The organism is Tenacibaculum aestuariivivum (assembly GCF_964507685.1).
Classification (GTDB): Bacteria; Bacteroidota; Bacteroidia; order Flavobacteriales; family Flavobacteriaceae; genus Polaribacter; species Polaribacter aestuariivivum.
Genome location: NZ_OZ208414.1, coordinates 2,225,213 through 2,238,603, shown reverse-complemented (window position 1 = coordinate 2,238,603; position 13,391 = coordinate 2,225,213). Strand labels below are relative to the sequence as shown.

Annotated in this window: 9 protein-coding genes; 8 read left to right on the top strand and 1 reads right to left on the bottom strand. The window is 29.1% G+C overall.

Annotation, left to right across the window (positions count from 1 at the left end; translation table 11 throughout):
• Positions 1-61 precede the first annotated feature (61 nt).
• The 4 genes from ACN5J4_RS10030 to ACN5J4_RS10015 all read left to right on the top strand — a co-directional run bounded on the left by ACN5J4_RS10030 (position 62) and on the right by ACN5J4_RS10015 (position 5,889).
• Entirely contained in the window at positions 62-3,265 is a 3,204-nt protein-coding gene (locus ACN5J4_RS10030; protein WP_418649863.1) for a T9SS type A sorting domain-containing protein, read from the top strand.
• A 15-nt stretch (positions 3,266-3,280) separates the two neighbouring features.
• Positions 3,281-3,463, top strand: a complete 183-nt coding sequence (locus ACN5J4_RS10025; protein ID WP_418649862.1) for a hypothetical protein — start codon at positions 3,281-3,283, stop codon at positions 3,461-3,463.
• A 259-nt stretch (positions 3,464-3,722) separates the two neighbouring features.
• Positions 3,723-4,832, top strand: a complete 1,110-nt coding sequence (locus tag ACN5J4_RS10020; protein WP_418649861.1) for a hypothetical protein — start codon at positions 3,723-3,725, stop codon at positions 4,830-4,832.
• On the top strand, positions 4,819-5,889 hold the full coding sequence (locus ACN5J4_RS10015; protein ID WP_418649860.1) for a nucleotidyltransferase family protein: 1,071 nt from the start codon (positions 4,819-4,821) through the stop codon (positions 5,887-5,889). The genes ACN5J4_RS10020 and ACN5J4_RS10015 overlap by 14 nt, the downstream gene beginning before the upstream one ends.
• Before the next feature lie 6 nt (positions 5,890-5,895).
• Here ACN5J4_RS10015 and ACN5J4_RS10010 read toward each other — a convergent pair whose 3' ends face one another.
• Entirely contained in the window at positions 5,896-7,248 is a 1,353-nt protein-coding gene (locus ACN5J4_RS10010) for a UDP-N-acetylmuramate--L-alanine ligase (RefSeq protein WP_418649859.1), read from the bottom strand.
• A gap of 142 nt (positions 7,249-7,390) precedes the next feature.
• Here ACN5J4_RS10010 and ACN5J4_RS10005 point away from each other — a divergent pair, with 142 nt between their 5' ends.
• From ACN5J4_RS10005 to ACN5J4_RS09990, 4 genes are read left to right on the top strand one after another with little or no spacing between them, the layout of a single operon-like run.
• Positions 7,391-7,963, top strand: coding sequence for a hypothetical protein (locus ACN5J4_RS10005; RefSeq protein ID WP_418649858.1), 573 nt, complete (start codon positions 7,391-7,393; stop codon positions 7,961-7,963).
• The gene (locus ACN5J4_RS10000) at positions 7,902-10,265 is read left to right on the top strand and encodes a gliding motility-associated C-terminal domain-containing protein (RefSeq protein ID WP_418649857.1); all 2,364 of its coding nucleotides are present in this window, start codon (positions 7,902-7,904) and stop codon (positions 10,263-10,265) included. Before ACN5J4_RS10005 ends, ACN5J4_RS10000 begins: the two co-directional genes overlap by 62 nt.
• A gap of 12 nt (positions 10,266-10,277) precedes the next feature.
• A complete protein-coding gene (locus ACN5J4_RS09995) occupies positions 10,278-11,231 on the top strand; it encodes a type IX secretion system membrane protein PorP/SprF (RefSeq protein WP_418649856.1) in 954 nt (317 codons plus the stop codon).
• Between the two features lie 12 nt (positions 11,232-11,243).
• Entirely contained in the window at positions 11,244-13,316 is a 2,073-nt protein-coding gene (locus ACN5J4_RS09990; RefSeq protein ID WP_418649855.1) for an OmpA family protein, read from the top strand.
• Positions 13,317-13,391 lie beyond the last annotated feature (75 nt).

The window sequence follows — 13,391 nt, the reverse complement described above, 5'->3', positions numbered from 1 at the left end:
ACTTTTAACATTTAAATCCATATTAGTACATTAGTAATCAAATAATTAAACAACAAAATACATGAAAAAAATTACACTTTTATGTAGTATAATGCTCATACTATGTATAACTACCAATCTATTTTCTCAAACTACTTTCGATTGGGAAACCGCTATTGGTAACGGAACTAATGTAACTCAAACTGTTAATGGTATAACAGCAATTGTTACGGATAATACTAACACTAACATTGATATTGCTACTGCTGATGGTCTTGGATTTGGTTCATCTGGTAAGGTTCTTTACACACCTAATGCTGGTACAACTAACTCAATAACTATTTCTTTTTCTTCTAGTATAGATATTTCTAGCATTTTTGTCTTTGACATTGATGGAAACGGAGCTCCAACTTGGACATTTACACCTACAGGAGGAACAAATTCCGCTGTGAATGAACAATTAAATGGAACTGTAGGAGAAACTGTCCCTCTTAATTGGACAGGAATAACGTCATTCACTATAACCACTTCTGGGTCGTTCGATACATTTGGTATCGACAATATTGAAATACCAGTTCCTTGTACAACTCCAATAATACCTACAGTAACTTATGCTCCTGGTATAATTTGTGATGGAAACGCTGCTTTAATTTCAATATCAGGCACATTAAATGATGCTACACAATGGAACCTTTATACAGATTCTTGTGGTGGTACACTTGTTGCTACAACTACTTCAAATTCAATTATAGTAACACCACCTGTCGGAACAACAACCTATTATGTTAGAGGAGAAGGAGGTTGTGTTACTCCTAGTACATGTGGAACGGTAACCATTACAACGACAACAAGAGAAGATGCTTCATTTAGTTATAACGCTTCTGCATATTGTGTAGATGAGGCTGACCCAACACCTACTATTACATATGTATCAGGAGGTACGTTTACATCAACTGCTGGCTTAAGTATTAATTCTAATACAGGAACAATTGATCTTTCGGCAAGTACCCCTAACACCTATACGGTACACTATTATACCAATGGTTTATGCTCAGGAACAGAAACAACAACTGTTACTATAAACGCATTAGACAATGCTTCTTTTAGTTATGATGCAGCTACTTATTGTGCAGATACTTTAGACCCAACAGCAACTATTACTGGTTTAACTGGTGGTACATTTTCTTCTACAGCTGGTTTAAATATTAATGCTAGTACTGGTACTATTGACACTTCTGCTTCTATTCCTGGAACGTATACTGTTACTTATACAACTGCAGGAGCATGTCCTAATAGTTCAAATGTTGGTATTACTATAAACGCATTAGACAATGCTTCTTTTAGTTATGATGCAGCTACTTATTGTGCAGGTGCCTTAGACCCAACAGCAACTATTACTGGTTTAACTGGTGGTACATTTTCTTCTACAGCTGGTTTAAGTATCAATGCTAGTACTGGTACTATTGACACTTCTGCTTCTATTCCTGGAACGTATACTGTTACTTATACAACTGCAGGGGCATGTCCTAATAGTTCAAATGTTGGTATTACTATAAACGCATTAGACAATGCTTCTTTTAGTTATGATGCTAGTAGTTATACTACTAATAGTACAGACCCTATTCCTACAATTACAGGTTTAGCAGGAGGCATATTTAGCTCTACCGCAGGCTTAAGTATCAATGCAAGTACTGGAGAAATTGATATCTCTGCCTCTACTATTGCTACATACATTGTTACTTATACAACAACGGATACTTGTTCTAATAGTTCTAATATGCTTGTAACTATACAAGCGCCACCAACATATACTTGGACAGGAGCATTTAATAACACTTGGAATATTACATTAAACTGGAACCCTACAACTGTACCTCCTCAAAATGCAGACATTATAATTCCAAGTGGTTTAATTAATTACCCTACAACTAATTCACCCGTAACATTTAACACCTTAACTATTGAATCTGGTGCTAGTTTTATTCCAAACTCTACTGTAACAGGTACAGTAAATTATAAAAGAAACTTACCAACAACAAATTGGTATTTAATTTCTTCACCTCTTTCTAATGTAGCTGCTTACAACTTTATAGATAAAAATAATATTGCTACGGGTAGTAACTCTAATTTGGGACTTGCTTTTTATGATACAAACAACTCTGCTTGGGAGTATCTACAAGCTATACCTAACGGAAGTCCTTTACCTCCCTTAATGATGGATCAATCAGGATACTCTGTAAAGGTAACTACTCCTGGTGATATAACTTTTACAGGAAGCTGTAATTCAACTACTATAAATCATCCAATAAGCACTGATGGAAATAACTTTAACTTAGTAGGTAACCCATACTCATCATACATTAATCTAGGTGATTTTTTTAATGATAATACAACAGGTAATATTGTTTCTGAATCAACCATATGGTTATGGAATGAAGCTACAAACAATTATGAATTAAAAATGTCTGGTATTGACGCTGATTTTCAAATTTCACCAGGACAAGGTTTTTTTGTTAAAGCTGCCGCAAACACTAACATTACATTTGATGTTGAAAATCAAAACCATTTAGTAACAGATACATTTCAAAAAAATCAACCTAAAACACAAGTTGTTTTAAATGCTACAGAAAATGGTACTACAAAATCTACTAAAATTTACTACATAAACGGCACTACAAAAGGGTTTGATGATGGTTATGATGGAACGTTATTTGGCGGAAAAACTAATGATTATGACTTATACTCTCAACTAGTAGCGGATAACGTAGGGGCTAATTATGCAATTCAATCTTTGCCGAATAATGACATGGAAAACACTGTAGTTCCTGTTGGATTAGAAGCTAAAGTTGGTAAGAAAATTATTTTTTCAGCTAACACTACAAGTTTACCTAATAATTTCAAAGTATACTTAGAAGACAGATTAAAAGGTAAGTTTATTAACTTATCTGAAAAAAACTATACCACAACTCTTGAAAGTACAGCTAAAGGTATTGGTCAGTTTTTTATTCATACTACTTCTAAAAATTTAGATAACACACCTATAACACAAGATTTAGAAAATATAACCATTTACAAATCTGCCAACAATAGCATAACTATTACTGGCTTACAAACTGATAAAGCTTTAATCAATGTATTCTCTATTTTAGGTAAAAAAATATATAGTACACACTTTAAATCAAACGGTATAAGTACTATTAAACTACCTAAAACAGCTAAAGGAGTTTATGTTATTAAACTTCGTTCTAAATTAGGTCAACTTAGTAAAAAAATTATTTTAGAATAATTAAAAAATTGCATCATGAAAAAACAATTTAAAAAAAACAGGAAAAACATTTCTAGAAAAGAGGCTTTAAAAAAATTAAGCAACCATAGTAAGTACGCTGCTTTAACAGCTTTAGGAACCTACCTAATTCTTAATCCTCAAAAAGCACAAGCACAAAGCCCTAGTACAGCTCCTAACAATCCTGGGGAAAATTTTTAAATTATTCACAAAAAAAAAGCCCCGTTACTTACGGGGTTTTTTATGCTAAACCATAAAAATTATATTTCCTATTTTATAAAATTAATCTAAAACTTAGAATATAATTACAGCTTTTTAAATGAACTAAGCGAAGTATTTGAGTCAAAAAAATAATGTAATTAACTTACACATAACAACTAATTATATTGTAAAAATTTAATAATTATTTTTAAGAATAAAACCCTCATTGTATTAAGGGTTTTTATTATTTTTATGACCTATGATTTTACAAAAACAAATAGAAGATAAAACTGTTTTATGGCTTGAACATAGTAATCAATATATAATTATTGAACCTATTGTTGCTGAAATAATAACTCTTTTAAACGCAAAAATATCTAAAGAAGAAATTACTACTATTTTATCAAGTAAAATAGATGCACCTCTTAAAGAAATAACTAATTTTATTAACGATATTGCTAAATTATTAATTTCTCCTCCAAAAGAAGGTATTAAAGATATTGCTGTTGAAATACCAAAAAAATACGAATATCATTATTTTTATCAGATTAACAATATTACTATCAAAGTAAGTTTTTTATCTGATTATGAAAAATATCTAGTGCATCCTAAATTTGCTCATTTAGAAACTGAAAAACAAGTAAAAGAAACACATCATTATCGTGTTTATAGTAATAAAAATTATATTTCTTTCTCTATTGATAACCAAATTATTGATACTTGGAGTTTAAATGAAGTTCATTATTTTCAAGGGAAATTCTCCATGAAAATCGTTGAACATATCCACCGAAAAGAAGAAGCAGAGTGGTTAGGAGTTTTTCATGCTTCAGCAATAAGTAACGGCAAAAAGTCCATGCTTTTTTTAGGCGATTCTGGTAATGGTAAAAGTACGTCTTTAGCCTTATTGCAAGCTAATGATTTTACTTGTTTAGCTGATGATTTTGTACCTATTGATGCTGAAAAAAAACATATCTATAGTTTTCCTTCTGCTATTTCTATCAAAAAAAATAGTTTGCCAACATTACTTCCTATTTACCCTGAACTAGAAACTTCTGCTGAATACAATTTTAAAAAATTGCATAAAATTGTTCGATATTTAATTCCAAATAACAATGATTATCAGCAACATTTACCTTGTAAAGCCCTGGTGTTTATCAAATATGAAAAAGATAGCGATTTAAAAGTTGATAAAATATCAAAGTTAAATGCTTTTGAACAATTAGTACCCGACTCTTGGCTATCTCCTATTACTGAAAATGCTAATAAATTTTTAAATTGGTTCGAAAAATTACCTTGTTATCAACTTACCTATTCTAACAACAAAAAAATGATTGCAACGGTACATAAAATTTTTAATGATGAATTATAAAGAAACCTTATTTTTTATAGGTAAATGCTTAACTATTACACACGAAAAAGACAACCGCCTTTTAGTAGAACAAGAGTTAAAATCAGGTACTATAAACTGGGACAAGATCGTCAGAGTAACTACCGCACATTATGTGTTTCCGGCCGTATATTGCAATTTAAAACGGGCCAATTTTTTGCATTATTTACCTGATGACTTAGTTGATTATATGGAGCATATTACCAACTTAAATCGTGAACGGAACAAAAATATTATTAAAGAAGCTAAAGAAATAAACACACTATTATTAGCTCATAATATTACACCTATTTTTTTAAAAGGTACAGGAAATTTATTAGAGGGTTTATATGAAGATATTGCAGAACGTATGGTTGGCGATATTGATTTTATTTTTTCTAAAAACGATTACAACAAGGCTATCAAAATACTAATTAATAATAATTACTCTAAAGTACATAAAACAACCTATGATTTTCCTTCATTTAAACACTATCCTCGTTTACAAAAGGAAAATAAAATTGCTGCAATAGAAATACATAAAGAGCTTCTAATTGAAAAATATTCAGGAGAGTTTAATTATAATTTTATAAAAAAAGATACATTAATATTTAATGATATTAAAACAATAAACTATGCAAACCAATTAGCTTTATCAATAATTGCTACACAAATTAATGATAATGGTCAATTTTACAACTCTATTTCCTTAAGGAACTCTTATGATGTTTTTTTACTTTCTATAAAAACAGATTCTTTAAAGGCTATTAATAATTTTAATTTATTATTTCCTCCTTTAAATAATTTTTTAGCTTGCTCTAAAAAAGCACTTAACTCGCAGTTTATAAAATTTGAACACAATAAAAACAGTATCAAGCATCTTAATCAATTTTTATTTTCAATTAATAATATTAAAAAATCTAATAAAATTAGAAAAAGAACTGCTAAAAAATTATATCTAAAGTCTAGATTAAATATTATTCTTAAATCTTTTTTTAATAAAGATTTAAGAATCTGGTTATTTAAAAGATTAACAGATATAAGCTGGATAAAAAAATAATACACTTTAAATCAAACACTTAACAGCATCAAAATCTAAACCTCCATAATTACCTGAACTCATTAATAATAAAGCAGTATTTTCTAAATTTTGATTAAATAAAAACTCTTTAAACTCGATAGGGTTCGTGTAAATAATTAAATCATCACGTTCAAAAGCATCAGCTATCTGTTGTTCTGTGACTTCACTTAACTGTTTTATTTTTACAGCATTTGGTGAATAAAAAACAACTGCTTTATCTGCTTTAGTTAGCGCTCCTTTATATTCAGCTAAAAACGATGCATTTAAACTCGAATAGGTATGTAATTCTAAACAGGCTAAAACTGTACGTTCTTTATATTGATTTTTCACTGCAGTTGTAGTCGCTTTTACTTTACTTGGGCTGTGAGCAAAATCTTTAAAAATTACTGATTTTTTATTTTCAGCAATTTTTTCTAAACGTTTACTAGCGCCTTTAAAACTAGCTATAGCTTCATAAAATTCGTCTTCATCAATTCCCATGTGCTGACAAATCCATTTTGCACCTGCCAAATTTTGTAAATTATGTTCTCCAAAAATTTCTAGAGGTAAATCTCCATCAGGAGTATCAATATAAGTAATTCCATTATCAATAAAATAAGTAGGTGTATTGTATGGGTACTTTTTTATTGGGTGGTTTGAGTTTTCAACAATATCTTTTAAAACAGCATCCTCCTCATTATAAACCATTATACCTCCATTGGTTAAAGAGTTTGTAAAAATTTTAAATTGCTCTATATAATTTTCAAGTGTTGGAAAAACATTTATATGATCCCAAGCAATTCCACTTAACAACGCAATATTTGGTTTGTATAAATGAAATTTTGGACGCACATCAATAGGTGAACTCAAATACTCATCACCTTCTAAAACAATAAATTCATTTTCTTCAGTTAAATGCACCATGGTTTCAAAACCATCTAACTGTGCTCCTACCATATAATCTACACTTCTATCATGATAATTTAACACATGTAAAATCATAGAAGTAATAGTTGTTTTTCCATGAGAACCACCAATAACAACACGTGTTTTATTTTTTGATTGCTCATATAAAAACTCTGGATACGAATAAATTTTAATCCCTAATTCTTGAGCTTTTAATAACTCCGGATTATCTTTTTTAGCATGCATTCCTAAAATTATAGCATCTAAATCAGTAGTTATCTTTTCAGAGAACCAACCAAATTCATTTGGTAATAAAGTATATTTTTCTAAACGAGATTTAGACGGATTGTGAATTATATCATCACTTCCTGTTATTATATACCCTTTTTGATGTAAAGCAATTGCTAAATTATGCATTGCACTTCCGCCGATAGCTATAAAATGTACTCTCATTTAAATATTCTAAATTTTCTGTAAATATAATAAACTATAAAAAGGCTTTCCTATCGTTTTTATAATTGTTTCTAAAAAAAGTATATTTTCGTGCTACCCTTTCAAAAAGTTTTTTTTAAAAAAAATATTACAAATTATTTATATGCAAAAAAATAAGATTTTTTATTTCTTTACTATTTTATTGTTTTTCTGTTGTTTAAACACGTTATATTCACAATGTGCGGGAGAAGATAATACCATAACAATTTGTGATAAAGAATTAAATAACAATTACCAACAATTTAACTTATTTAATCACTTAAAAGGTATACCTACTAATGGTGGAATATGGAGTGTTAACAACCCTGCTAATCAAAATGCCCTTGATATAAATACAGGAATACTTAACCTATGGGCGATAAATAAATTTGGAGAACACTCCTTTACTTACACAAATGCTAATTGTAATCAAAATACTAAAATCACTATTTTTCTAGGAGGTTATCCTGGAGAAAATAATATTGATGGAGGCGCAAATGCTTGTAGCAGTAACTCAAGTGTTGATTTATTTAAATTTTTAGATAATAAATTAACAAACTTAAATGCCGATTTAAATGGTAAATGGACAGAAAAACCTGCCACTCAAACAGGTTTTTTAACTGATCAATTTTTTAATGCAGCAGCTGCAGGTATTGGTACGTACACTTTTTTTTTACACAACAGCTACAGTAAATAATTGTGTTTCTAAAACTGCTGAAATAATTTTAGAAGTACATAGAACACCTAATGCAGGAGATGATACTATTGATATTGAAATTTGTAACACAGATGACTTATCAGGATATACAAATATTAACTTGTTTGATTATGTATTTGGAGAAGATACTAATGGTGTATGGACAGATGTTAACTTAACGGGACAAATAACTGACCTTACAGATTACACTATTAATATTGAAGAAATTTATCAACAATTCGGGTCAGGCGTTTACGAATTTAAATATACTGTATTGCCAACTCAAGGAGTTTGTTTAGCTGATAATACTTCTGTTAAAATAATTTTATCAGAAGTGTTTGGAGCTTTTGAAGTAGCTAGCGGATGTACAAACGGTGAAATGAATATAAATATTATACACACCAGTACATTAGAAGCTGAATTTACTTACGATTTAGAATATCAAATAATTAACACAAAAAATAATCAAATAATTTATAATGGTTTACAAAGTGATTTAAACGCTACAGAAAACATTCTATTTACGCTTCCTGAAAATACTATAACACCAGGTTATTACCTTATAAAAAGTAAAACCATAACCAAAAAAAGCGGCATTACCTGTAATTCTTTTGCTATAAGCGAAGCTTATTTTAATGTTTTAGACGCAAAAATGATTATTACTGATAGTTGTTATGATGGAGATATAATTAACGCCACCATTTTTGATTTTCATAACACTGATGGAACTCTTTTTAATGGTGATTTTTCTTTTAACTATGAATTGACTAGCACAACAGATAATCAATCGATAATCAATAAACAAAATATTTCATTTATTAATGGAGAAGGTATATTACCTGTAGATATTTCTACATTTACTATAAATGAAACTAATTTTAATATTCGATTATTTTCTACTCCGCCAAGTGGTATTTCTTGCATTAATACAGATTTTAATATTAATCCTATCCCCAAAAACATTTTATTAAATGTAGCTTTAGATAATGTTTGTAATGCTACTAAAATGGAAGTTATTATTGATGCACCAACCTTATTTGATGGAGAATATATTGTTAATTATACCGTTGAAGAAATTACTAATTCAACAAAACTTATAAATAATAGCATAACATTTGTAGGCGGAAAAGCTAATTACGATGTAGATATAAGTAACTTACAAAAAGGTGATTATGTTGTAACTTTAAAAAGCACTCAAAACGATACAACGCTTTGTAGAACAGAATTTGATTTTGAAATCATTAAATATTTTTCAATTGAAGGAAATCCTACTGCACCAATATTAACTACGAACCAAGTATTTTGCTTTTCTAATTATTTACCAAACGGACCTTCAATTAATAATATTATTGTTAATTCCGGTGATAACTTATTATGGTATGACAGTAACACTTCTAAAACTCCATTACCTAATTCAACTTTATTAATCGATGGAGAAGATTATTTTGTTACAAAAACTAATAATACTAATAATTGCGAAAGCTTAACAAGAGCATCGGTAACCGTAAATATTATTAAAACAACAGCTCTTACCGCTTCTGCTACTAATATTAGTTTTTGTGAAATAGCTAAAGCAACTCTTAATGATATAGACGTTGCTACCTCTAATGGAAATATTATATGGTACGATATGAATATTGGCGGTAACATTCTTCCTACAAATACCATTCTTGAAAATGGTAAAAATTACTTTGCAGTACAAAACAATAATGGATGCGAACATAACGAGCGATTACAATTCGATGTTACAATAACCACTGTTCCTAAACCTCAATATAACGGCGTTAACACCTTATGCGTTTTAGACAATATATCACTAGCAGATATAGAAAAAGATATTACATCAAATTATAATTATCAAGTAATTTGGTATGATTCTCCTACAAATGGAAGTGAAATAAGCAATACCGAAACAGTTACACAAAACACGCCTTATTTTATAGCAAATATAAATACGGAGACTAATTGCGAAAGTGAAAGACTTCCTATTAAATTCTCATTACTAGAATGTGACCCAGAAAAATACACCTTCTTTATTCCTGATGGATTTTCACCTAACGGTGATGGTGTTAACGACACTTTTTATCTACCTAACGCTGATTATTTTTACCCTAATTATCAATTAGAAATATTTAACAGATATGGGCAATCTCTTTTTAAAGGAAATACGAGCAATCCTAAATGGGATGGTAAAAATAATAAATCAGGAGAAAGTACAACAAGTGGTGTATATTTTTACGTTTTAAATTACAACAAGAATAATAAAGCACCTAAACAAGGTCGATTATACTTAAGCAAGTAAACTAATTTTATAATGAAAAAACTAATCGTATTCCTTGTAACTTTTGCGTTTTATAATTCGGTTTTCTCGCAACAAGATCCACAATACACCCAATACATGTACAATCAAAATGTAGTTAATCCTGCATATGCTACAAATAGCATTGGAGTTATTAATTTAGGAGCTATGCACCGTTCTCAGTGGGCATCAGCAATAGGAGCGCCTAAAACATATACCTTTTTTGTACACACTCCTATTTCTAAAAAAATACAACTTGGACTTTCCGTTATTACCGATAATATAGGTGAAGGTGTTTTAAAAGAAAATAATATATATGCCGATTTTGCTTATGTTTTACAAGTAGGTCAAAATCAAAAATTATCACTAGGCTTAAAAGCTGGTTTTACCAGTTTTACAACCAATTTTAGCGATTTTAAATTTCCTGATGATGATCCACTTTCAGGAATTTTAACAAATGATACTGCTTTTAATAATCAAAATAACATATTACCAAATTTTGGTGTTGGTGCTTTTTATTTTTCTAATAATTATTACATAGGTTTATCTGCCCCTAACCTTCTAAAAACAAAACAGATAGAAGAAAAAAAAGGAGTTAGCACACTTGGAGCTGAGGAAATTCATTTCTTTTTAACAAGTGGATATGTATATAAAATAAACACTAATTTTAAACTAAAGCCATCTTTTATGACTAAAGTAGTAAAGGGGGCTCCAATAGTACTAGATGCATCTTTAAATATATTATTTAACAATAGGTTTGAGTTAGGTACCTCTTACAGAATAAAGGATTCGTTTAGCGGAATGTTTAACATAAGAGCTACTAGCAATTTAAAAATTGGATACGCATACGATTATACCACATCAAACTTAGGAAACTTTAATTCAGGATCTCATGAAATAATGGTGCTTTTAGATTTTGATACCATCGGAATTAAAAAAGGGTACGATAAATCTCCAAGGTTCTTTTAATAACATAGAGAAATGAAAAAAATAACAATCCTACTTTTTATTATAGGTATTACAGTAGTTAGTACCGCACAAACTCTTCATCAAAAAAGAGCCGACAAATATTTTAATCGCGCTTTTTATAGCGATGCTATTCCGTTATACGAAACTATTTTTAAAGAAAATAACACTCTTAAAACTACTCGAAATTTAGCCGACAGCCATTATTATTTATATGATATGGAAAAAGCTGCTTATTTTTATAAATACCTTCTTAAAAACTACAGTACTTTAATTGCATCCGAATATTATTTTAAATATGCACACACACTTAAAGCACTAGATAAAAATAAAGAAGCCAACATTGCCTTAAAAAATTACTACACCAAAAAAAAGGATACTGCTAGTTTATCAAAATTAAAATCAGCTATAAATAATTTAGAAAATATAAAAGCAATTGGAAACCGTTACAAAATTGAAAATTTAGCCATTAACACTGAAAATTCGGAATTTGGAGCCATTCAAAAAGGTGATAAATTAATATTTGCAGCATCTAAAAAACAATATAAAACTGCTGATAAAATATACAGGTGGAATGGCTTACATTATCTGGATTTATATGAAATAGCAAGCAATAAAATATATTTAGGTGATAGTATCGCTAAAAGTTTCTCATCAACAATAAATACAAAAGTTCATGAAGCGAATGCTGTATTTACAAAAGATGGAAAAACTATTTATTTTACACGAAATAATTTCGTAAAAAATAAACGTAAAAAAGACGCTAAAAAAATAACCCATGTTCAATTATTTAAAGCAACATTAATAAAAGGTGTATGGAAAAACATACAACCTTTACTTTTTAATAATGATGGATACTCAACCGAACATCCTGCTTTAAGTCCTGATGAAAAAACATTATATTTTGCTTCAGATATGGAAGGCGGATTTGGTTCTTTTGATATTTACTCAGTCGCAATTCTTGATAATGGAACATTTGGAATTCCTAAAAATTTAGGAGCAACGATTAATACTGATAAAAAAGAGCAATTTCCGTTTATAACACAACAAAATGAGCTCTATTTTTCATCAAACGGACACTTAGGTTTTGGTTCTTTAGATGTTTTTATAAGTACTATTAATGCCAATAATACCTTTTCAAAACCTAGTAATATAGGACTTCCTGTAAATTCTGGTTATGATGATTTTTCATTTACTTTTGATACCAGAACAAAGGATGGTTACTTTTCATCAAACAGACCTGGTGGAAAAGGAAATGATGATATTTATAAAATAGCAGAAATAAAACCTTTAATTATTGAAAACTGCAAGCAATTTATTTCAGGTATTATTACAGATAGTACCACAAAACAACCTTTAGCAAACACAAATATATCTATTGAATTAAATAACAAATCAATAAAAAAAATAACTACGGATGTTAATGGTGGTTTTCATTTTACAGCGTTATGTGAAAAATCTTATATAATTACAGCCTCAAAAAAAGGATATCAGCAAAAACAAAAAACAGTTATTACCTCAAAAAAACGAAACAAAAAAAATGATGCTTCTTTAGCTTTAAAAGCTTATAAACAAATAGAAAGAGAAAAAAATATAGCACTTCAATTAAAAGCTAAAAAAGCACAAGAACTTAAAGTTAAAACCAATAATAAGCTAAAAACACAGCTAAAAAATAAAATAGCACAGACACTATCAAAAGAAAAAAATATTGTAAAAAACAAAGATAAAATCAGCATTAAAACTGCCGAAATAAATTTTGATTACAAACTTTGGTACTTACGTAGAGATGCTAAAAAAGCAATCAATAAAGTTATTGAGTTAATGATAAAATACCCTAAAATGATTGTTGAAATTGGTACACATTCTGATATACGAGGAAATGATGCTTACAACTTACAATTATCTCAAAAACGCGCCAATGCTGTTCGTAATTATTTTATAGAAAATAAAATAACGCCGAATCGTATTTTAGCAGTAGGTTATGGTGAAACAATACCAATTATAAAATGTAAAACTGAAAACAGTTGTACAGAAGAGCAACACGAACTAAACAGGAGATGTGAATTTATAATCAAAAAAATATATTAATTAAAAGCGAGCCAATTGGCTCGCTTTTTGTTTAGATAGATTTACCAAATAATTACAATAGTTTCACTATAATTA

Bases quoted from the DNA above. Each gene is read 5' to 3' on its own strand.
- ACN5J4_RS10010 (WP_418649859.1), bottom strand. From the start codon at position 7,248: ATGAGAGTACATTTTATAGCTATCGGCGGAAGTGCAATGCATAATTTA.
- ACN5J4_RS10020 (WP_418649861.1), top strand. From the start codon at position 3,723: ATGATTTTACAAAAACAAATAGAAGATAAAACTGTTTTATGGCTTGAA.
- ACN5J4_RS10025 (WP_418649862.1), top strand. From the start codon at position 3,281: ATGAAAAAACAATTTAAAAAAAACAGGAAAAACATTTCTAGAAAAGAG.
- ACN5J4_RS09990 (WP_418649855.1), top strand. From the start codon at position 11,244: ATGAAAAAAATAACAATCCTACTTTTTATTATAGGTATTACAGTAGTT.
- ACN5J4_RS10000 (WP_418649857.1), top strand. From the start codon at position 7,902: ATGCAGCAGCTGCAGGTATTGGTACGTACACTTTTTTTTTACACAACA.
- ACN5J4_RS10015 (WP_418649860.1), top strand. From the start codon at position 4,819: ATGATGAATTATAAAGAAACCTTATTTTTTATAGGTAAATGCTTAACT.
- ACN5J4_RS09995 (WP_418649856.1), top strand. From the start codon at position 10,278: ATGAAAAAACTAATCGTATTCCTTGTAACTTTTGCGTTTTATAATTCG.
- ACN5J4_RS10030 (WP_418649863.1), top strand. From the start codon at position 62: ATGAAAAAAATTACACTTTTATGTAGTATAATGCTCATACTATGTATA.
- ACN5J4_RS10005 (WP_418649858.1), top strand. From the start codon at position 7,391: ATGCAAAAAAATAAGATTTTTTATTTCTTTACTATTTTATTGTTTTTC.